Source organism: Streptomyces sp. Ru72 (assembly GCF_002920635.1).
In the GTDB taxonomy this organism is placed as follows: domain Bacteria; phylum Actinomycetota; class Actinomycetes; order Streptomycetales; family Streptomycetaceae; genus Streptomyces.
This window is the reverse complement of the sequence record NZ_PQSR01000129.1, coordinates 1-20056: the sequence shown is the minus strand read 5'-3', so window position 1 is coordinate 20056 and position 20056 is coordinate 1. Positions and strand designations below refer to the sequence as shown.

Sequence of the window (20056 nt, the reverse complement as noted above, 5' to 3'; positions counted from 1 at the left end):
AGGTGATCTTGGTGCCCGCCGCGGCGTCGAGCGCCGTGTAGTAGCGGCACCCGGGCTTCGGCGGGGTGCCCCAGAACGGAGACATGATCTTGAGGGGAGCGCCGGTGCCGAGTTTGTCGGGGACCGACGTGGCAAGGGACGCGAGATCGATCTTGCTGGTGAAACCGTCGGTCGACCCGTTCTTCGACGGAATGTCCGGCTTGGCGACCGTGCTGGCGACGTACGTCGGGAGCAGCTTGTCCGCGGCCTTGCCCGACGTGGCGCCCTCACGCGAACCGCTGTCCGAACCGCTGCAGGCGGCGAGCAGTGGCATACCCCCGGCCACCGCTGCGGTGGCGACCGCCGTGGAGGCGAGGAAGCTTCTCCGGCTGAGCCCGGGAGAGACGGAAGCGGAGTTCGGCGTCATTTGCGTCAACCCTTCGTGGCGCACCAGGACACCCGGCGGTGGGCCGTCGGCTGCGGTGTCGTGACAGGAACTGGCTGAGCTGAGAGGGGACATCCCATTACTGAGACGTGTGCCGTAGTCGAAGCGCTTCGATGTTGCTGCGAGGTTAAGTGAACACCTGGAGGCGCACAAGGGTCGCTTCCAAGATTCCTCCGAGGCGGAACGAGTCGCCCGTATGCACTGCTTGACGCAGTGACGCTGATGTCCTAACACTCCCCTATTGCCCCCTGAAAGGCGTCGAAGCGCTTCGAAAGCCCTCTCTGCTCCATTCAAGGGAATCCCATGTGCCTGCCACACAAAATCCGCACACCCACCTGCCGTTCCGCGATCGCAGCTGCCGTTCGCGAAGCGCATGGACGACCTTCTGCCGCGGCTCACCTCGACGAAAAGACGGGATCCCTGGATCAGTTCACGCCCGCCGTCGAGCCCCTGGGCATCACGGCCTTCCGCACCGGCCAGGAGCCCTGCACGGCATCGCCTGGGCAGGCCGGCCACCGTCTTCCCGCAGGCGGTCGACCTCGGCACGACGTGGAACACCGATCTCGTACGGTGGGCCGGCGAGGCCGTCTCCAAGGAGACCCGCGCGATGCGTGCCCGCGACGACCGGGTGGGCCTGAACGTCCCCGAAGGCTCGGTCCGTCGATCTCCTGGTATCTGACGGTCCGGTACTGGCAGTGCTCACGCTCTCGCCGGGTACGGCCGGACCCCACGGCTTCGCCACGTGAGCGCCGCGTTGTTCGTCGGGGGCCGGTGTGCACGACGTCCGCCCCGGACTGCGTGGCCGGGTGCGGGGGCAGGTGGCCGCGTAGTGGCACAGCCCGGCGAGCCGGCCGCCGGCGAGGCCGGCCAGCTCGAGGCGGACCGTCACCGTGACGCCGCCCGCCATACGCAGCCCGTTGGGTTCCTTCGGAACCGCCCGAGGAGTGACGGGCCGCAGTGGTGGCTCACTGGATGTGGAAGGTGGCGTCGGCCCGGTCCGTCGCCGTGCTCAGAGCCCGGACGTACAACAGGTAGTCGTAGTGGCGGATGTAACGGCCCGGGAGGTTGTACGACTCGTAGGAGACTCCGGCGGAGTCCGCGAGGCCGGCCCGGGCCGTGAAGGAGGCGTCACTGGCGAACAGCGACGTCCCGTCGTTCTTCTCCACCCACACCTCGTAGTTCTTGTGGCGCAGGAAGTAGCCGGGGAAGTTCGCCGACTCCAGGGAGACGGTGCCCGTGCCGGCCAGACCGGCGACGACACGGAACTGCGAGTCGGCCAGCGGCGAGACGTTCGGCTCGATCTTGGCGCGGAAGTCCCAGTGCCGGATGAACCGGTCGGGGAAGTTGTACGAGGAGAGCCGGATCGGGGTGAGACCGTCGGCGACCGGGATGCCGAAGTCGGGCGTGCCGTCGGCCTTCCAGTAGATCTTCTGCACGCGGGTGCGGCGGTTGGGGTCCCTGAGAGGGTCACCGCTGATGTCCTTGTAGCTGCGGTCGTGGTAGACGAGGATGTCCGACTTGCCGTCCTCGGAGACCGTGAACTGGTTGTGCCCGGGGCCGTACTGGCTGGTGGCGGCGTTGCTTGCGAAGACCGGGTTCGCAGTCTTGCTCCATGACGAGGCGCTGAGCAGGTCGGCCGAGGCCGAGGCGGTCAGCATGCCCATGCAGTAGTTGGCATCGGTGGCGCTGGCCGAGAAGGTCAGGAAGACCTTGCCGTTGCGCTGGATCACAGCCGGGCCCTCGTTGACCGTCGCGCCTCCGCCGGTCTCCCACGAGGCGGTCGGCCGGCTGATCATGACCGGGGTGCCGGTGATGGCCCACGGGCTGGACATCCGCGCGATGTAGAGGTTGGTGCCGGTGCCGACGGCCGGGTCGTTCTGCGCCCAGGCGAGATAGCGGGTGCTGTTCACGACGAAGGTCGTCGAGTCCAGGGAGAAGGTGTCCAACGGGAGTGCGATACGCCCCTTCTCCGTCCAGGTCCCCGTGATGGGGTTCGCGGCGGTGCACTCCAGGACGTAGGGCCGAATCCTCCAGACGTTGTCGGCGTCGCCGGCGGCGAAGTAGATGTACCACTTGCCGTCGATGAAGTGGATCTCCGGGGCCCAGATGTGTGCGCCCATCGCACCGCTGGCGTGCTTGGTCCAGATGGTCGTCTCGGTGGCCGACGTGAGCCCCTGGATCGTGGTGGCGCGGCGCAGCACGATGCGGTCGTACTCCGGCACGGTGGCGGTGAAGTAGTAGAAGCCGTCCGTGTGCTTGTAGATGTGCGGGTCGGCCCGCTGCTCGGCGATGGTGTTCGTGTATGTCACACCGGGTGACGCGGGCACGGCGGCGTGGGCGGTACCGGCCGAGACACCGGTGACGGTGGCGGCGGCCGAGCCGGCGATCATGCCGAGGACCGTTCGTCGGGTGAGCTCAGGTCTCACGGATTGCTCCCTCTGGTGCGGGTGGTGCAGAGATACCGTCTGCCCACACCTTCCGGTATTTCGAACACCGTTCGTCAATTCGGCCAGAACATAGGTTCTGGACCTGCCCGAGTCAATGCTTCCGTACAGAAATATCCATCGAGTCGCCCGACGCCCGCCACGAAAAGCCATCCGCGCCAATTCACGCCACCGAGTTACCGGTTGGCGGACCCGCTCAAGGGACTCCGCATGTCGGATGTGTTGACGCGCTCCGTTTCCCCGACTTATTGTCTGCCCGATTCTACGAACAGCGTTCGATATGCCGCACAAATGGGTGTGGTGGATAGTGCGTCGACCACTGAGCTTCCCCCCGGCCGAGCAGTGGGACGGAACGCCGCCGGGAGCAACAGCGGTCGGCACCAAGAGTCGGAGACCCGGTGACCCACCACTGACATCGCCGCACTTCGAAGGCGATGGCCGCCGAGTCTGGACCAGAGGACAGGAGCCCCTGAGAACAGAACGCCGAAGCGTCGCCCACCTCGAGCGCCTTCATGGGTGCCCGAAACCGAGACACCACAGACCGTCCGTCCGGCCCGCACGGCGACACCCCCACCCGGGCGGCAGTCGTCACTTCGCCGCAGAAGCCGTCGCACCACCGACGCACCGGCTCGTGTGCCTGGGACACCGTCACCACGGCGACATGTACCGCACCCGGGAGCCACACCGTCACCCGGATCGGTAACCGTCCTGTCCCGCCCACATCGAGACCGAGCCTGCCCCGCCACTCCGCTCCCCTCTTCGCCCGACGGTGGCACCTGCACGACGACAGGAGATCCACATGACCGCGCTTCGCGCCCGGCTGTCGGTGATATTGCTCGCCGTATGCCTCCTCTTCACAGGTCAAGCCCTGGCCACACCCCAGCGGGCGGCCGCCGCCGACCCCGGCTACCTGATGGTGCACTTCACCGGCGATTCCGCGACCGGCCAGATGTTGTACCTCGCGCACAGCACGGACGGCCTGCACTGGAACGACCTCAACGGCGGAGCACCGGTCCTGAACTCCACGATCGGCACGAAGGGGGTGCGCGACCCCGCACTGGTGCGCTCTCCCGACGGCAGCAAGTACTGGATCATCGCGACCGACCTGTGTGTCCGCTGCGGCTCGACGTACCAGAACGGCAGCCCCAGCTTCGTGGTGTGGGAGTCGACGGACCTGGTGACCTGGTCGAAGCCGTGGCTGCTCAACGCCGCCGGACTGATCCCCGGCGGGCACAACGCGTGGGCGCCGGAGGCGGTCTTCAACCCCGAGACCAACGACTACGTCCTGTACTGGGCGACGAACGCCACGGTGAACGGCGTGTTCAAGTACCGCATCTACTACGCCCGTACCAAGGACTTCCGCACCATCACCACCCCGCAGATCTGGATCGACCCGCCCGGCACCACGGCGGTCGTCGACACCCAGATGACCGAGGTGCCCGCCGGTGTCGGCAACTACCGCTACGTCCGGGTCTCCGGCGACGGCCAGAACACGGTCGAGGGCAGCAACTCGATCCTGGGGACGTGGACCGACCTCGGCAACCTCTCCAGCATCGGTCTCACCGGTAACGTCGTCGAAGGCCCGGTCTGGATGAAGTTCACAGACCGCAACGAGTGGGCGCTCTACATCGACTACAACAGCCCGCAAGGCGTACGCGAATACAGGCCGATCCTGACGACCAACCCGTTCAGCGTCAGCTCCTACCGGCTTCAGGATCCGGGAGGCTACGACATGGGCGGCACCCCGAAGCGCCACGGCGCGATCACGCCCCTCACGGCCGCCGAGGAGAGCCGCGTGCTCGCCCGCTGGCCCGACACCCCGGCCCAGCGGCTGCAGTCGTACAACTTCCCGGACCGGTACGTGCGCCAGATCAACTTCGACGTGCGCATCGACCCCGACGTCAGCCCCGCCGAGGACGCCCAGTTCCGGCTCAGGCCCGGCCTGGCGGGCACCGGCACCGTCTCCTTCGAGTCGGTGAACCACCCCGGCTACTTCCTGCGCCACTCCGACTTCGACTTCCAGCTCGCCTACAACGACGGCAGCAGCCAGTTCGCGGCGGACGCGACCTTCCGGCGGGTCGCCGGCCTCGCCGACTCGAGCTGGTCGTCGTTCCAGTCGTACAACTACCCCGACCGCTACATCCGCCACTACGCCTACCAGCTGCGCCTCGACCCGATCACCACCGCGATGGGACGCAGCGACGCCACCTTCCGCGTCAGGAGCTGACCCGACGCCGACACGATGAGCGCATCCCCCCTCACGTCGCGCCGACTGTTCCTCGGCATGGCCGCGGCCGTGCCGCTCCCCTGGAGCTGAGGGGCAACCAGCCCCGGACGCGGTGCCGAAGAGAGCCGAATCCGGCACCGCACCCGGAAGCGTCGAGGCAACCCGCGGCGTACGCACCGCCGGACGCCAGGGCTTCGTCGACGCTCACCTCACAACCCACCCTGTGAAGGAGTTCTTCATGATCAAGCCACCGTGGATACGCAGCGTCAGACGCGCACTGCTCGCGGCCGGTGCCACCGCCGCGCTGGCCGCCGGCCTGCTCACCGCCACGGCCACCACCTCGCAGGCCGCCACCCAGGGGCCGTGCGACATCTACGCCGCGGGCGGCACCCCCTGCGTCGCCGCGCACAGCACCACCCGCGCCCTGTACGGGGCGTACAACGGCCCGCTATACCAGGTCAGGCGCGCCTCCGACAACACGACCAAGGACATCGGCCTGCTGAGCACCGGCGGATACGCCGACGCAGCGCAGCAGGACTCCTTCTGCGCGAACACCAGCTGCGTCATCACCGTCATCTACGACCAGTCCGGCAAGGGCAACAAGCTCACCCAGGCGCTCAAGGGCTACTGGCCCGGTCCGGCCGAGAACGGGAACGACAACCTGGCCAACGCCTTCGAGGCGCCGATCACCGTCGGCGGACACAAGGCGTACGGCGTCTACGTGGCCCCCGGCACCGGCTACCGCAACAACAACACCAACGGCATCGCCACCGGCGACCAGCCCGAGGGCATGTACGCGATCTTCGACGGCACCCACTTCAACGGCGGCTGCTGCTTCGACTACGGCAACGCCGAGACGACCGGCAACGACGACGGCAACGGCACCATGGAGGCCCTGTACTTCGGCAACAGCAAGGGCTGGGGCTACGGCAGCGGCACCGGCCCCTGGGTCATGGCCGACCTGGAGAACGGCCTGTTCTCCGGGGTCAACCGCGGCTTCAACGCCAATGACCCGACCGTCAACAACCGGTTCCTGACCGCCATGCTCAAGGGCGGCCCGAACCAGTGGGCCATCCGCGGCGGGGACGCCCAGTCGGGCGGCCTGTCCACCTTCTACAACGGCGTACGCCCCAACGCCACCGGCTACAACCCGATGAAGAAGCAGGGCGCGATCATCCTCGGCATCGGCGGTGACAACAGCAACACCGGCCAAGGCACCTTCTACGAAGGCGTGATGACCCAGGGCTACCCCTCGGACGCCACCGAGAACGCCGTGCAGGCCAACATCACCGCCGCCGGCTACAACAGCGGCTCGACCAGCACCGGCTCGCTGACGCCCGGCTCCCGGATCTCCCTGCAGGCCACCACCGCGCCCTGCTGCACCTCGGACTACCTGCGCCACAACGACGCCGACACCAAGGTCGTCATCTCCAGCATCAACTCCGCCAGCTCGGCCACCGACAAGGCCGACGCCACCTGGATCGTCCGCGCCGGCCTGGCCAACAGCTCCTGCCTGTCCTTCGAGTCCGCCAACAAGCCCGGCCAGTTCCTGCGCCACTCCAACTACCAGCTCTACCTGAACACCGACAACGGCGGCAGCTCGTTCGCGAAGGACGCCACCTTCTGCCCCACCACGGGCAACAGCGGGGTCGGCACCTCCTTCCAGTCCGTCAACTTCCCCACCAAGTACATCCGCCACTACAACTTCACGGCCTACATAGCCAGTAATGGCGGCTCCAACGCCTGGGACTCCACGTCGTCGTGGGCCCAGGACACCAGTTGGCTCACCGCATCTCCCTGGAGCTGACGCGGGACCGAACCCGTGGGCGCCCGCAGGCCGGGCCGCTCACGGGTTCGGGACGGGAGTTGCGCCGCAGGGCGGAACGATGTCGGGCCAGACGGTCCCGCGGAGGTCGGCGACCGATCCTGCGGAGCCCTTTCCGTGCGGCGCCGGCATCGCTCAGCTATGGCGCCGTTCGGCGTGGACGGCGGTTCGGCCGGCCGACAGCGGCTCATGACACATGCCGGCAGAACCATGACGTCGCGTATTCGCTCTTCTGGCGTCCGATCGCCTCACCGAACGACGTTCGACAGGCGGGCCCGCAAGATTCCCGTCGTCGAGAGATCCGCCCCCTCGTCGCCCAGCGCATCCTTGTCCGCCGGCCCCCATCCCGACACCCGCCTGTTCACGGGTCTGCGGCGGACGCATCTTCACCGCCGTCCTGCGCGAACGCCACACGACGGGAGGACGTGCTCACCGAGCTCGGCTGAGAGCACCTGCGCCGCCATGCCTCCGACGCACCGGCACACCGGACTGACCTGGTCCGCCGACTCCGGAGTCCGAGCAGACGTCCCACGCAGGATCGCCGGCCAGGGGTCAGTGACCACCACCCAGCGCTACCCGCACCCGGACGCACCCAAGATCACGGCCGCCGAAGCGGCGCTCTCCGTCCGCCTCAGCGTGGTGCGCACACCGCGCTCGCTGCCGAGCCGGGTCGTCGTGACCGGCTGACCTCGTTCAAGGACGCCGGTCCCCAACTGGGCTCCAGGAATGATCAAGGGCCGGTTTCGGATACTTCGAAACCGGCCCTGACCTGGACTGTCTCCAGTCGGGACGACAGGATTTGAACCTGCGACCCCTTGACCCCCAGTCAAGTGCGCTACCAAGCTGCGCCACGTCCCGTTGCCCGTCTGACCTGGGGTTTCCCCTGGCCCAACGTGCACAGAAACAATACCGCACTCGGGGCCGTGGTCGCGCATCCCTTTATCCCGCGTTCACTCGCGGCGCCCCTCCTCTGCCGGCAGACCCAGGTCGGGATGGAGGTCGAGGAGGCGGGGCGGCGCCGCCTGGCGCCAGGAGTCGGCGAGGATGTCATGCAGCTCGCTCTCGTCCTCCAGGACGGCGAGGCGCACCCGGATCCAGGCGAACTGTGCCTCGTGGTCGGCGACCCAGAACTTCCCGGGCTCCGCCAGGACCAGTTCGTCCCGCTCCTCCTTGGGGCACCGCACCGCCATGGACGACTCGTCCTCGGGCAGTGTGGCGAACATCTTCCCCGCGACCCGGAACGTGGGCATGCTCCAGGCGATCTTCTCCGTGCTGTCCGGCAGGGAGAGGGCGATACGGCGTACGTCTTCGGCGTCCGGCATGTCTCGCACCGTAGCCAACTGCACTGACAATCGGGCGGCCGGTCAACGAGAGAGCGGCGCCACCCGCTTGTAGAAGATCGTCGTGGACTGCAGGACGCCCGCCGGGGTCGCCGCGAAGTCCGGTATCGAGCCGACGCTGGTCCAGCCCGTGGAGCGATACAGCGACTCGGCGGGGCTGCCGGTCTCCGTGTCCAGGTGGAGCAGGGTGATCCCGGCCTCGGCGGCGGCCCGCTCGGCGGTGGCCAGGAGCCTGCGCGCGAGGCCCTTGCCGCGGGCCTCACGGTGCACCATGAGTTTGACCAGCTCGGCCCGGTGGCGGCCGTTCGGCTTGTCCGGGAAGGCGAGACTCACCGTGCCCGTCACCCGCTCCCCCGCCCGGGCCACCCACACCGCGAGGCCGCCCGCGTGGACCGCGTCCGCCCGCGCCTTCCACCAGGCCACGGCCTCCGCACGGTCCAGCGGCGCCAGGAAGCCGATGGACGCCCCGTTGTGCACGGTGTCGGTCAGCAGATCGGCCAGTTCCTCGCAGCGTGCCCGCACCTCGTCCCCGCCGAGTCTGTCGATCACGGTCACGGGAGCACCACCACCAGCGTGTACCGCACATCCTCCGGCCCCGGGCAACGGAACCGCGTCGGCCCCCAGACCCGCATCCGCAGGCAGTCGCCGGCGCCGAGGCGGTGTTCGACGTCCTGTGCGGTCACCTGCAGCGTTCCGTCGAGGACCCAGATGTGCTGTTCGAGCCCTGGCACAGGCGGCCGGTCGTAGGCGATGTCGGCTCCCGCCGTGAGCCGTCCCTCGACGAGTTCGCCGCGCAGTGCGGGGTGCGGAGGGGACACCGACCGTCGTACGAAGCCGGACGCCGCGTCCTGCCACACCACCTGGTCGGCGGCGCGCACGACCTGCGCCGGCTCCTCCTCCACCTCGCTGAGCAGCCGGGACATGGTACGGCCGTAGACGGCGCACAGCCGGTTCAGCAGCGCGGCGGTGGGGCTGATCTCGGCGCGTTCGGCGCGGGACAGAGTCGAGCGGCTGACCCCGCTGCGCTCGGCCAGCTCGTCCAGCGACCAGCCGCGTTCGGCCCGTAGCTCGGCGAGGCGGGCCGCCAGCCGGGCGTCGACGGAGTCGATGTCATTTCCCATATACGGGACGATATCCCACATCTGAGAAAAACGCAGGTGTCTTGATTCTGGAGGCTCCGGATTGCTGGAGACGGCCGCGCCCGTCAGTCCGCCGTCGCCGCCTCCGCCAGCGCGTCCAGCACAGGGCGGATGAGGGGATGCTCCTCCGCACCCCGGCGCACGGCCGCGAAGACCCGGCGCGTGGGCGCGACGCCGTCGACCGGACGGACCACCACGCCGGCGAGGTCCATGCCGCGCAGGGCCGAGCGGGGCACCAGCGCCACCCCCGCGTCCGCCGAGGCGAGGGCGACGACCGCCCGGAAGTCGTCCGAGGAGTGCTCGAGGCGGGGCTGGAACCCGGCGTGCTCGCAGGCCAGGACCACCACGTCATGGCAGGGGTTGCCGGGATAGGGACCGATCCACCGATCCTTGGCCAGCTCGGCGAGCGGGACCTCCTGGGCGTCGGCGAGGCGGTGGGTGACCGGTACGACGGCGTCGAAGGGCTCGGCGTACAGCGGGATGTGCGTGAGCCGGGGATCGTCGGCGTCCGGCGCCCCCCGGTACTCCACGGCGACCGCCACGTCCACCTGCCGGTCGAGGACCATCGGCAGGCTCTCGTCGCCCTCCGCGTCCTGTACGCGGATCCGGATGCCGGGCGCGCTGCGGGCCAGCCGGGCCAGCGCGGGGGCGACGACCAGACCGATGCCGGTGGCGAAGGACGCCAGCGTCACCGTGCCCGCCGAGCCCGCGCCGTAGGCCGCCAGCTCGGCCTCGGCGCGCTCCAGCTGGGCCAGGACGGCATGGGTGTGGTTGAGCAGGATCTCGCCGGCCGGAGTGAGCCGTACACCCTTGGCGCCACGCTCGACGAGCCGGTGGCCGGTCTCCTGCTCCAGCGCGGTGAGCTGCTGGGAGACCGCGGAGGGGGTGAGGTAGAGCGCGGCGGCAGCGGCTGTCACCGTGCGGTGGTCGGCCACCGCACGGAGGATGTGCAGCCGCCGCGCTTCGATCATGCGAACGATTATCGCAAGAGGTCGGGGTCGCCTCAGACGTCCAGTTCCGCCCGGGCAGCCACGAAGGCGTCGACGGCGCGGTGGACGTCGTCCGTGGAGTGCGCCGCGGACAGCTGTACCCGGATCCGGGCCTGGCCCTGCGGGACCACCGGGTAGGAGAAGCCGATGACGTACACGCCCCGTTCGAGGAGCAGCTCGGCCATGCGTCCGGCCTTCGCGGCGTCACCGATCAGGACCGGGGCGATCGGGTGGTCGCCCGGCAGGATGTCGAAGCCCTCCTCGGTCATCCGGCGGCGGAAGAGTGCGGTGTTCTCCTTCAGCTTCTCGCGCAGGTCGCCTGCGGACTCCAGCAGGTCGAGCACCTTGAGGGAGGCCGCGGCGATCACCGGGGCGAGGGTGTTGGAGAAGAGGTACGGCCGGGAGCGCTGACGCAGCAGGGCGACGATCTCGGCGCGGGCGGCGACGTAACCGCCGGAGGCGCCGCCGAGCGCCTTGCCGAGGGTGCCCGTGACGATGTCGACGCGGTCCATGACGCCGTGCAGCTCAGGAGTGCCCCGGCCGCCGGGGCCGACGAAGCCGACGGCGTGCGAGTCGTCGACCATGACCATGGCGTCGTGGCGGTCCGCGAGATCGCAGATCTCGCGCAGCGGGGCCACGTAGCCGTCCATGGAGAACACGCCGTCGGTGACGATCAGCTTGCGGCGGGCGCCGCCCTCGGTGGCCTCCTTCAGCTGCCGTTCGAGATCGGCGAGATCGCGGTTGGCGTAGCGGAAGCGGCGGGCCTTGGACAGACGGATGCCGTCGATGATCGAGGCGTGGTTGAGGGCGTCGGAGATGACCGCGTCCTGCTCGCCGAGAAGGGTCTCGAACACACCGCCGTTGGCGTCGAAGCAGGAGGAGTACAGGATGGTGTCCTCCTGGCCGAGGAAGGCCGAAAGGCGCGCCTCCAGCTCCTTGTGGACCTCCTGGGTGCCGCAGATGAAGCGCACCGACGCCATGCCGTAGCCCCAGCGGTCCAGCGCCGCGTGGGCGGCGGTGATCACCTCGGGGTGGTCGGCGAGCCCGAGGTAGTTGTTGGCGCAGAAGTTGAGCACCTCGCCGGAGCGGCCGCCCGCGGTGACGCCGACGGTCGCGGACTGCGGGGTGCCGATCACACGCTCGGGCTTGTGCAGCCCGGCGGCGCGGATCTCGTCGAGGGTGGCGCGCAGGTCGTCGCGCACGGAGTCGAACATGGAGAGGCTCCTAAAAGTGCTTACGCCGGGAGGGAGTTACGCGGTCCAGTCGAGGATGATCTTGCCGCCGCGGCCGCTCGCCGCGTCGGCGAACGCAGCCTCGTGGTCGCGGTAGTCGTACCGGCCGGTGATCACGGGTGCCAGGTCGAGTCCGCCCTCCAGCAGAACGGACATCGCGTACCACGTCTCGAACATCTCGCGGCCGTAGATGCCCTTGACGGTGATCATCGAGGTCACGATGCGCGCCCAGTCGACGGGGAACTCCTGGGACGGCAGACCCAGCATCGCGATGCGGCCGCCGTGTGTCATGTTGGCGATCATGTCGCGCATCGCCTCGGGGCGACCTGACATCTCCAGGCCGATGTCGAAGCCCTCACGCAGGCCGAGTTCGCGCTGGCCGTCGGCGATGGCCGCCTCGGAGACGTTCAGGGCGAGGCTCACGCCGATCTTGCGGGCGAGGTCCAGGCGCTCCTCGCTGACGTCGGTGATGACGACGTTGCGGGCGCCCGCATGCCGGGCCACGGCGGCGGCCATCAGGCCGATCGGGCCGGCACCGGTGATCAGGACGTCCTCGCCGACCAGCGGGAAGGACAGGGCCGTGTGCACGGCGTTGCCGAACGGATCGAAGATCGCGGCGACATCGAGGTCGACGGGGACGCGGTGCACCCACACGTTCGTGGCGGGCAGCACCACGAACTCGGCGAACGCGCCGTCCCGCCCGACACCGAGCCCGACGGTCGCCCGGCACAGATGACGGCGCCCGGCGAGGCAGTTGCGGCACTTCCCGCACACCAGGTGGCCCTCGCCGCTGACCCGGTCACCGACGCCCACGTCGGTGACGTCCCGTCCGGTGGCGACGACCTCCCCCACGAACTCGTGCCCGACGACCAGGGGCGTGCGGATCGCCTGCCGCGCCCAGCCGTCCCACGCGCGGATGTGCAGGTCGGTTCCGCAGATCCCGGTCCGCAGCACCTTGATCAGTACGTCGCCCGGGCCGACGACGGGCTCCGGAACGTCCATGAGCCGGAGCCCTGGTTCCGCCTTGTCCTTGACCAGCGCCTTCAACGCTACGGCTCCTGGGAGTGAGGCCCGGCGCAGGGCACGCCGAGGGGGGCCCGCGCCAGGGGAAGGATGTGAAGTCGCTCAGAAATCTGCCGCATCGGGGATCGGCGGTCCATCGAGGATTTCTTAAGCGCGACCGCAGCTTTCCTTCACGCCGCGCGCTGCCGACCCCTTTCCTTCACGCCGCGCGCTGCCGACCCCTTTCCTTCACGCCGCGCGCTGCCGGCCCCTTTCCTTCATGCCGCCGCGGCCGGCCCCTTTCCTTCATGCCGCCGCTGCCGGCCGCTCTCCTACGCGCCCCGCGCTTCCGCACCGCGGGGCCCTGCCGTCAGGCGCGCTCGGCATCACCGGTCTCCCTGGCGGTGATCCGCGCGGTGAGCTCCGCCGCCAGCGACTTGATGGTGTCCAGGCCCGCGCGGCCCCAGGGGCGCGGTCGCACGTCGAGGGCGCAGACCGTGCCGAGAGCGATGCCGGTGCCGTCCATGAGCGGGGCGCCCAGATAGGAGCGGACGCCGGCTTCGTCGACGAGCGGATTGCCGGCGAAGCGGGGGTAGTCACGGACGTCCTCCAGGACCAGGGCCTTGCGCCGGACGACCACATGCGGGCAGAACCCGTACTCGCGGCCCAGGTGGCGGGCCGGTTCACCGGCGGCGCCGTCCGGGTCCGCGGGCGCGGTGAGGGGGCGGTCGTCGGGCTGGTGGAGTCCCGCGAAGTACTGACGGTGTTCCTGGACGAAGGTGACCATGGCGTACGGCACCTCGGCGAGCCCCGCGAGCCGGTCCGCGAAGGCGTCGAACTCCGGTTCCGCGCGCTCCCCGAGACCGAGTCGGCGCAGCCTGCGGACGCGCTCGGGGGCGTCTCCGTCCTGAGGGGTCAGGAGCAGTCGGCTCAGTCTCATGCGCGGGCTCCGCGGCTCGTGGCGGGTGCCGGCGTCTGCTCGAGCAGGTGGCGGACGAGGGTGAGCAGGGTCTGAATCCCGGAGCTTGAGATCCGGGCGTCGCAGCGCACGACGGGGACCCCGGGATCCAGGTCGAGGGCGGCGCGCACCTCCTCCGGGTCGTAGCGGTGGGCGCCGTCGAACTCGTTGACGGCGACGATGAATCCGAGGCCGCGGCGCTCGAAGAAGTCGACGGCGGCGAAGCAGTCCTCCAGGCGCCGGGTGTCGGCGATGATCACCGCGCCGAGCGCGCCCTCCGACAACTCGTCCCACATGAACCAGAAGCGTTCCTGTCCGGGCGTCCCGAACAGGTACAGCACATGCTTCGGGTCCAGGGTGATCCGGCCGAAGTCCATCGCCACCGTTGTCTCGACCTTGCCCTCGATGCCGTCGAGGCGGTCGGTGGCGGCGCCGGCCGTGGTGAGCAGTTCCTCCGTGCTCAGCGGCGCGATCTCGCTCACCGCGCCCACGAAGGTCGTCTTGCCGACGCCGAACCCTCCCGCCACCAGGATCTTCAGCGCGGTCGGGAAGGGATCAGAGCTGTCGTCGTAGTCCATCGAGCACTGCCTCCAGAAGGGACCGGTCGGTGGGGTGGTGGTGGTGTGCGGGGGGCTTGGTGGTGAGCGCCCCGCAGTCGACGAGGTCGGACAGCAGCACCTTCGTGACCGCCGCCGGCAGCCTCAGGTGGGCGGCGACCTCGGCGACCGTGACGGGCGAACGGCACAGGCCGAGCGTCTGGGCGTGCTCCGGGCCGAGGGGGCCGAAGGAGCCGAGGGGGATGGAGCCGGTGGCCCTCACCTGTGACAGAAGGTCCAGCGCGGCGGTCGGGCGGGTGCGGCCGTTGCTGATCGTGTAGGGACGCACCAGCCGCCCGGCCGCGTCGTCGATCCAGGGGCCGTCACCGGCCGTGGTGACGCTCAAGGCCGCATCGCCGTGGGCTGCTCGGCGCTTCGGCGGGGCGCGGTTGTCAGATAGGGTCGCACGCTCTTGACGAGCATCGCCATCTCGTAGCCGAGGACCGCCGCGTCGGCCTCACGGTCGGCCAGGACGGCGAGACAGGTGCCCGAACCGGCGGTGGTGACGAACAGCAGGGTCGAGTCGAGTTCGACGACGACCTGCCGTACGTCGCCGCCGTCCCCGAAGCGGACGCCGGCGCTGCGGCCGAGGGCGTAGAGGCCGGAGGCGAGGGCGGCCATGTGGTCGGCGCTGTCCGGGTCGAGGCCGTGCCCGGCCTTCACCAGCCCGTCGCAGGAGAGGAGGACCGCGCTCGTGGTGTGCGGCACGCGCTGGACGAGGCCGCTCATCAGCCAGTCGAGGTCGTGAGCCTGGGCGGTCGGCGCTTCGCTCGCCATGGTGGATCGACTCCTTGGGGTACGCGGGTCTGCGGGAGCGGGTGGGGTCGGGGCGGTCATCCGGCTGGAGTGCTCCCGTCGTGGCGGTCTGTCAGGTCGTGTTCGGGCGGGGTCGACTCATGCAGGGCTTCCGCGAGGCCGATGCCCCGTCGGAACGCGGCCATCAGGCCGGGGTCGTGGCCGGCGTAGTGGCCGGCGTCCTGGTGGACGGGCGGAGTGGGGCCGCCGCGGAGCTGGGGCGCGAGGTGTTCCTGGGCGCGGCGGCGGGGCAGCGAGGGCCTGCTCAGGGCCGCGCCCGCCACGTCGACGCGCGGCACCGGCGGTCCCGCGTTGTCGGCAAGGGTCGCGCGGTCGGCGGGACGGATGCCGGGCCGGGCCTCGGCCGGGGTGGGCCGGGATGCGTCGATGTCCCGGACGGGCAACGGGGTCCGGGCGGGGTGGGCCGGGATGCCGCCGGGTGCCAGTCGGCGCGGTTCGCGGGGTGCGGGGTGTTCGGACGCGGGGGCAGAGGGATGGGGGGTGGTCCGGGTGTGGAGTGGGGCCGCGACGGCCGTGGTGTGCGGGTCGGCTGCGGTGACCGTGGGCCACGGGTTCGCGGCGTTGGCCGTGTGCCGTGGGCTGGTCGGGGCCGCCGCACCGCGGGAGCCGGATGCACCCCCGGTGCTCCGGGCGCCGTTGGCGACCGCGGTGCCCTGCGGTGCCACCGGTGTCATCGTCGCGGCCGCGCCCGGTGCCGGGCCGAGCAGCCCTTGCGGCAGGACGAGCACGGCCTGCACACCGCCGTAGATGTTGGTCTGCAGCCGGACGTGGATGCCGTGCCGGCGGGCGAGCTGGGAGACCACGAACAGGCCGATGCGGCCGTCCGCCAGCAGACCGGCGACGCTGAACTGGTCCGGGTCGGCGAGCAGGGCGTTCATCTTGTTCTGCTCGGCCTGGGGCATGCCGAGCCCGCGGTCCTCGACCTCCACGGCGAGCCCCGAGGTGACGAGGCCGGCACGCAGCACGACCTGGGTGTGCGGCGGCGAGAACACCGTGGCGTTCTCGACGAGTTCGGCCAGCAGGTGGATGACGTCGGCCACGGCGTGTCCACGCAGGCTGCCGTCGACCGGCGGTACGAGTCTGACCCGCGTGTACTGCTCGACCTCGGCGGTCGCGGAGCGAAGCACCTCGGTCATGGGGACCGGGTTGCTCCACTGCCGGCGGGAGACGGCGCCGCCGAGCACGGCGAGGTTCTCGGCGTGGCGCCGGATGCGGGTGGCGAGGTGGTCGATGTGGAAGAGGCCCTTGAGCAGGTCGGGGTCCTCGATGTCGTTCTCCAGCTCGTCCAGGATGGAGATCTCCCGGTGGACGAGCGACTGCAACCGCCGTGCGAGGTTCAGGAACACCTCGAGCTTCTGTTCGCTGTCCGCCCGGCTGGAGAGTTGTGCCGCCTGGACGACCGCCGCCACGGCGCCGTCGTGGGCGCGCGCCAGCTCCGCGGCTAGCTGTTCGAACTCGTCGGCGTCGGCGGCGGGTGTGCCGCGCGGCGCACGCACGGGCGGTGTCTCACCGCGGCGCAGCGCTTCAACGAGGGCGCGCAGGCCGGCTTCGTCGCGGGCGCTCGCGCGGCGCAACGCGTCGAGTCGGCCGGTCACGGACCGGGCGGCGCGCTCGGCGGCCACGGCGGCGATCACGATGCCCACCACTGTGACTGCGAGGGAGCCCGCGAGCACGGCCCAGAGCGCGAGGGTGGGGCGTGCGCCGGTGGTACGGACCACGAAGAGCACGGCGGCGCAGGCGGCGAGGGCCACCGCGAGGGGCGGCAGGACGGCCAGACGCCGCAGTTGGGGCCGTATCCGGATCTCGGGGTGCGGGAGGACCGCGTGGGCGGCCGGCCGCCCGCGCCGCCCGCCCTCACGGCGGTCTTCGCGTGCGGCGGGTGCGCGAAGGTGAGACATCGGCGTCCTCGTCCTGGGTGCGTCGGGGGCGTGGGCTCCCGCGGGTCTGCGCGACTCGGGCACGCGCCATCGCGGCGCCGGTCGAGAGAGCCGAACTTCCGGCCCTGCGTCGCCCGACGGACACTCAGAGTAGTCGCCCGGGAGGCTCGAGGGGTGGGCTGTTGACAAAGTCCTCCGGAGAGCTTCCCGCTCCGGTATGACCTGTCGTACGACAGACCGATAACCGTGTAGGTCACGCGTTCCCGCTTGCCATCGAAGCGATCAGAGCTGGTCAGAAGTGGTCGCACACAAAAGGCGAGCCGCTGAGGAATTTCCCGCTCCACGGCTCCGACCCGCTCGAACACCGATCGGAAAAGTCAGCCGGCACGGGGGTCTTCCGCTCCCGGACCCCGGACGGCGTCCCCTGGATCGTCACCCGGAGTGTCGGCTGCCGCGCGCTCGTCGACGGCCGCAGTTCGGCGCTGATCGAGCCGGGCGACCGGTCGGCGTCGGAGCGTCTGCCGATCATGACGGACGCGCTTCAGCCGGAGGACGAGGGCACGGGTACTGTCGTTGCCGACGAGCAGGCCGCGGGAGCGGCCGGGAGAACTGACAGCACCACGGGTGGCGCGGAGGAGGACGACTCACTCACGCCGCCTTCATGTGAGGGGATACGACGATGGCTGTGGCACGCCGGCCCACGCTCAGCGACGTGGCGGAGCAGGTCGGCGTCAGCGCCAAGACGGTGTCACGGGTGCTCAACGGTGACGGGCCGGTCGCCGCCGAGACCCGTGAGCGGGTGATGGAGGCCGTGCAGCGGCTGGGCTTCCGGCCCAACCTCATGGCGCGGAACATCCGACTCGGCGGCAGCGACACCGCCATCGGGCTGATCGTGCCGGACATGAGCAACCCGTTCTTCGCCACGGTGGTGAGCGGGATCGAGTCGGTGACGCACGGCCGGGGTCTCACCCTCCTCGTCGGCTCCTCCGCCCAGGACGCCGAACGTGAACGCTCCCTGGTCGGGACGTTCCTGGCCCGCCGGGTCAGCGCCCTGCTCATGGCGCCGATCGTGAAAGCCGAGCACGGCTACCTGAAGGCGGAGCGCTCCGCGGGACTGCCGGTGGTCTTCCTCGACCGCCCCGGCACCGGGCTGGCCGCGGACAGCGTGCTCAGCTCCAACCGACGGGGAGCACGCGAGGGCACCGCGCACCTGATCGCGCACGGCCACCGCAGGATCGGCTTCATCGGCAACACGCCCGCCCACCTCTACACCCGCCGCATGCGTCTGCAGGGCTACCGGGACGCCCTCACGGAAGCCGGGCTGCCGTACGACAGGACACTGGTGGCCGGCGGCCACGACATGCAGTCGGCGGCCGCCGACACCGAGCGCCTGCTGAGCCTGGCGGACCCGCCGACGGCACTGTTCGCGGCGAACAACTTCGCGTCCATGGGAGCCGTGCTGGGCCTTGCCCGGGCAGGCCGCAAGGATGTCGCGCTCGTCGGCTTCGACGACATACCGCTCGCCGAGGTCCTCGAGCCCGCTCTCACCGTGGTCGCCCAGGACCCGGCGGCCATGGGCGCCGCGGCCGCGACGATCGCGCTGGCCCGCCTGGACGGCGACCGCTCCCGAGCCCGCACCACGGAGATACCCACCCGGCTCATCCCGCGCGGCTCGGGGGAACTGCGCCCCCACTGAAGCCGCCGGCGGCACGGCCAAGGGCGCGGCACGGGCGAGGCGCGGTCGCGATCGGCGTTCGCCTGCGACCCGCGGGGCGTGACCCCGTCGATGAATGGCCGGGGATCGACCTGTCCCCCGGATGGGCGGCTGCGTACGATGCGAGCGCTCCCGGCCTTCACAGCACACTCACGGTTTCTCCACAGACCGGGAGCGCGCACGGGCCGTCTTGACGTGCTCATGACCATACCGCGCATGTCCACCCCCCACCGAACGAAGGAGAACCATGGCCGGCGGACTGCTCCTGAGCGGCGCGATCGCCGCTCTCCTCACCACCACGATTCCGGCACAGCACAGCTCCCCCGTCTTCACGGACCCGCCCCCGGACAAGATCGTCATCGACATCGCCACGGTCAACGGCTCCGGCTGTCCCCAGGGCACCACCGCCGTCGCCGTCTCGGAGGACAACACCGCCTTCACGGTGACCTACAGCGACTACCTCGCTCAGGTCGGCGGGAACTCCGACCCCACCGCCTTCCGCAAGAACTGCCAGCTCAACCTGGTCGTGCACGTCCCGCAGGGCTTCACCTACGCCATCGCCAGCGCCGACTACCGCGGCTTCGCCTCGCTCCAGCAGGGCGCGAGCGGCACCCAGCGGGCCTCGTACTACTTCCAGGGCTCCTCGAACACGGCGTCCCGAAGCCACCCCTTCAACGGCCCCTACAACGACAACTGGCAGGCCACGGACAGCACGGACTGGGCGCAGCTGGTCTGGGCGCCCTGTGGAGTCCAGCGCAACTTCAACATCAACACCGAACTGCGCGTCACCGCGGGCACGTCCGCGCCCGGCAAGGTCAGCTTCATGACCATGGACTCGACCGACGGAGACATCAGCACGGTGTACCACATGGCCTGGAAGGAGTGTCCGCGCTCCTGAACCGACGCCGGCGGGCGGGCGGCGCTGCGCTCACCCACCGGCCGGCGCCGCCGCTGCTGCGCGAAGGACAGGCCGGCGTCATGGCGTGGACGGCGCGGTGGACGGCCGCGTGCCGGTGGCGTCCGATGCCGTGTCCTTCTTCCACGGGCCGACGCCGAGCTTCCCCGTGGTGCCGAGGTCGAGTTCCGGGGTCACCGTCACGGGGCGTGCGCCGGGCTTGGCCCAGACGCGAACGTACGGCGCGTTTACCGGAGTTCCGGCTTCGGTGGTGTTCCGCCACACGAGAACCGCGTATGCGCGCTCCCCCGGCTTCAGGGTCACCGGCTCAGGGGAGCCGTCGGCTCCGGTGCCGGGCGCGATCTCATCGCCGTGGACGATCCTCAGGCCGTCGACCGTCCGTACTCACCGTGGAAGTCCGCAGAAGAGAGGAACCCCAGCCGGCGCAGGGCTGGGGTTTCTCGAGGTGGTGCGTATCGGTCAGCAGGTGGAGTCGCCCGCGCGGTGAACCGCTCGTCTACGCGCCGGCGGACCGCACCACATCGCGATCACCGTGGATCAGGCGGGTCAGCGCTGCA

At 70.3% G+C, this 20056-nt stretch carries 18 protein-coding genes, 1 tRNA gene and 2 pseudogenes; 6 read left to right on the top strand and 15 right to left on the bottom strand.

Translation table 11 applies throughout. The features are described 5' to 3' along the window. Positions 1-406, bottom strand: a 406-nt coding sequence (locus C3488_RS35235) for a twin-arginine translocation signal domain-containing protein (RefSeq protein WP_146067991.1), incomplete at its 3' end; no start/stop codon positions are given. A 391-nt stretch (positions 407-797) separates the two neighbouring features. Here C3488_RS35235 and C3488_RS35230 point away from each other — a divergent pair. Further along, positions 798-1094: pseudogene (locus C3488_RS35230) on the top strand (sugar hydrolase); the annotation flags it as partial. 295 nt (positions 1095-1389) lie between these two features. On the opposite strand, the gene C3488_RS35225 reads toward C3488_RS35230, so the two are convergent. Continuing rightward, positions 1390-2814, bottom strand: coding sequence for a family 43 glycosylhydrolase (locus C3488_RS35225; protein WP_103844949.1), 1425 nt, complete (start codon positions 2812-2814; stop codon positions 1390-1392). 853 nt (positions 2815-3667) lie between these two features. Here C3488_RS35225 and C3488_RS35220 point away from each other — a divergent pair. The 3 genes from C3488_RS35220 to C3488_RS42130 all read left to right on the top strand — a co-directional run bounded on the left by C3488_RS35220 (position 3668) and on the right by C3488_RS42130 (position 7607). Further along, positions 3668-5095, top strand: coding sequence for a glycoside hydrolase family 43 protein (locus tag C3488_RS35220; protein ID WP_103844948.1), 1428 nt, complete (start codon positions 3668-3670; stop codon positions 5093-5095). A 238-nt stretch (positions 5096-5333) separates the two neighbouring features. After that, a complete protein-coding gene (locus tag C3488_RS35215) occupies positions 5334-6902 on the top strand; it encodes an alpha-L-arabinofuranosidase B (RefSeq protein WP_103844951.1) in 1569 nt (522 codons plus the stop codon). Positions 6903-7475: 573 nt separating this feature from the next. Next, the gene (locus tag C3488_RS42130) at positions 7476-7607 is read left to right on the top strand and encodes a hypothetical protein (RefSeq protein ID WP_258053849.1); all 132 of its coding nucleotides are present in this window, start codon (positions 7476-7478) and stop codon (positions 7605-7607) included. 97 nt (positions 7608-7704) lie between these two features. On the opposite strand, the gene C3488_RS35210 is transcribed toward C3488_RS42130, so the two are convergent. From C3488_RS35210 to C3488_RS35155, 12 genes are all read right to left on the bottom strand, one after another. Continuing rightward, positions 7705-7778: transfer RNA gene (locus C3488_RS35210), tRNA-Pro, on the bottom strand. Between the two features lie 92 nt (positions 7779-7870). After that, complete coding sequence (locus C3488_RS35205) at positions 7871-8242, bottom strand: MmcQ/YjbR family DNA-binding protein (RefSeq protein WP_103844947.1); 372 nt, start codon at positions 8240-8242, stop codon at positions 7871-7873. 42 nt (positions 8243-8284) lie between these two features. Further along, complete coding sequence (locus tag C3488_RS35200; protein ID WP_374955484.1) at positions 8285-8815, bottom strand: GNAT family N-acetyltransferase; 531 nt, start codon at positions 8813-8815, stop codon at positions 8285-8287. Beyond that, complete coding sequence (locus tag C3488_RS35195) at positions 8812-9381, bottom strand: helix-turn-helix domain-containing protein (RefSeq protein ID WP_103844946.1); 570 nt, start codon at positions 9379-9381, stop codon at positions 8812-8814. Before C3488_RS35195 ends, C3488_RS35200 begins: the two co-directional genes overlap by 4 nt. 83 nt (positions 9382-9464) lie before the next feature. Further along, entirely contained in the window at positions 9465-10370 is a 906-nt protein-coding gene (locus tag C3488_RS35190; protein WP_103844945.1) for a LysR family transcriptional regulator, read from the bottom strand. Between the two features lie 32 nt (positions 10371-10402). Continuing rightward, positions 10403-11602 carry a glycine C-acetyltransferase gene (locus C3488_RS35185; RefSeq protein WP_103844944.1) on the bottom strand — a complete coding sequence of 400 codons (1200 nt, stop codon included), beginning with the start codon at positions 11600-11602 and terminating at the stop codon, positions 10403-10405. A 36-nt stretch (positions 11603-11638) separates the two neighbouring features. Then, a complete protein-coding gene (gene tdh, locus C3488_RS35180; protein ID WP_103844943.1) occupies positions 11639-12667 on the bottom strand; it encodes an L-threonine 3-dehydrogenase in 1029 nt (342 codons plus the stop codon). Positions 12668-12992: 325 nt separating this feature from the next. After that, positions 12993-13562 (bottom strand): GAF domain-containing protein, encoded by a 570-nt coding sequence (locus tag C3488_RS35175; RefSeq protein WP_103844942.1) that lies wholly within the window; start codon positions 13560-13562, stop codon positions 12993-12995. Further along, positions 13559-14158: an ATP/GTP-binding protein gene (locus C3488_RS35170; RefSeq protein ID WP_103844941.1), complete on the bottom strand. Its 600-nt coding sequence runs from the start codon at positions 14156-14158 to the stop codon at positions 13559-13561. Before C3488_RS35170 ends, C3488_RS35175 begins: the two co-directional genes overlap by 4 nt. After that, the gene (locus tag C3488_RS35165) at positions 14136-14522 is read right to left on the bottom strand and encodes a DUF742 domain-containing protein (protein WP_103844940.1); all 387 of its coding nucleotides are present in this window, start codon (positions 14520-14522) and stop codon (positions 14136-14138) included. The genes C3488_RS35170 and C3488_RS35165 overlap by 23 nt, the downstream gene beginning before the upstream one ends. Continuing rightward, positions 14519-14953 carry a roadblock/LC7 domain-containing protein gene (locus tag C3488_RS35160; protein ID WP_103844939.1) on the bottom strand — a complete coding sequence of 145 codons (435 nt, stop codon included), beginning with the start codon at positions 14951-14953 and terminating at the stop codon, positions 14519-14521. Before C3488_RS35160 ends, C3488_RS35165 begins: the two co-directional genes overlap by 4 nt. Before the next feature lie 56 nt (positions 14954-15009). Then, on the bottom strand, positions 15010-16890 hold the full coding sequence (locus tag C3488_RS35155) for a sensor histidine kinase KdpD (protein ID WP_103844938.1): 1881 nt from the start codon (positions 16888-16890) through the stop codon (positions 15010-15012). Between the two features lie 658 nt (positions 16891-17548). On the opposite strand from C3488_RS35155, the gene C3488_RS35145 reads away from it, so the two are divergent. Beyond that, positions 17549-18565: a LacI family DNA-binding transcriptional regulator gene (locus tag C3488_RS35145; protein ID WP_103844936.1), complete on the top strand. Its 1017-nt coding sequence runs from the start codon at positions 17549-17551 to the stop codon at positions 18563-18565. Positions 18566-18830: 265 nt separating this feature from the next. Beyond that, positions 18831-19481: a DUF4360 domain-containing protein gene (locus C3488_RS35140; protein WP_103844935.1), complete on the top strand. Its 651-nt coding sequence runs from the start codon at positions 18831-18833 to the stop codon at positions 19479-19481. A 78-nt stretch (positions 19482-19559) separates the two neighbouring features. Here the strand turns inward: C3488_RS35140 and C3488_RS35135 are convergent. Continuing rightward, positions 19560-19880 (bottom strand): annotated as a pseudogene (locus C3488_RS35135) (DUF4232 domain-containing protein); the annotation flags it as partial. Positions 19881-20056: the final 176 nt, after the last annotated feature.

Bases quoted from the DNA above. Each gene is read 5' to 3' on its own strand.
- C3488_RS35140 (WP_103844935.1), top strand. From the start codon at position 18,831: ATGGCCGGCGGACTGCTCCTGAGCGGCGCGATCGCCGCTCTCCTCACC.
- C3488_RS35145 (WP_103844936.1), top strand. From the start codon at position 17,549: ATGGCTGTGGCACGCCGGCCCACGCTCAGCGACGTGGCGGAGCAGGTC.
- C3488_RS35155 (WP_103844938.1), bottom strand. From the start codon at position 16,890: ATGTCTCACCTTCGCGCACCCGCCGCACGCGAAGACCGCCGTGAGGGC.
- C3488_RS35205 (WP_103844947.1), bottom strand. From the start codon at position 8,242: ATGCCGGACGCCGAAGACGTACGCCGTATCGCCCTCTCCCTGCCGGAC.
- C3488_RS35185 (WP_103844944.1), bottom strand. From the start codon at position 11,602: ATGTTCGACTCCGTGCGCGACGACCTGCGCGCCACCCTCGACGAGATC.
- C3488_RS35190 (WP_103844945.1), bottom strand. From the start codon at position 10,370: ATGATCGAAGCGCGGCGGCTGCACATCCTCCGTGCGGTGGCCGACCAC.
- C3488_RS35175 (WP_103844942.1), bottom strand. From the start codon at position 13,562: ATGAGACTGAGCCGACTGCTCCTGACCCCTCAGGACGGAGACGCCCCC.
- C3488_RS35225 (WP_103844949.1), bottom strand. From the start codon at position 2,814: ATGATCGCCGGCTCGGCCGCCGCCACCGTCACCGGTGTCTCGGCCGGT.
- C3488_RS35160 (WP_103844939.1), bottom strand. From the start codon at position 14,953: ATGGCGAGCGAAGCGCCGACCGCCCAGGCTCACGACCTCGACTGGCTG.
- C3488_RS35195 (WP_103844946.1), bottom strand. From the start codon at position 9,381: ATGGGAAATGACATCGACTCCGTCGACGCCCGGCTGGCGGCCCGCCTC.
- C3488_RS35220 (WP_103844948.1), top strand. From the start codon at position 3,668: ATGACCGCGCTTCGCGCCCGGCTGTCGGTGATATTGCTCGCCGTATGC.
- C3488_RS35215 (WP_103844951.1), top strand. From the start codon at position 5,334: ATGATCAAGCCACCGTGGATACGCAGCGTCAGACGCGCACTGCTCGCG.
- C3488_RS35170 (WP_103844941.1), bottom strand. From the start codon at position 14,158: ATGGACTACGACGACAGCTCTGATCCCTTCCCGACCGCGCTGAAGATC.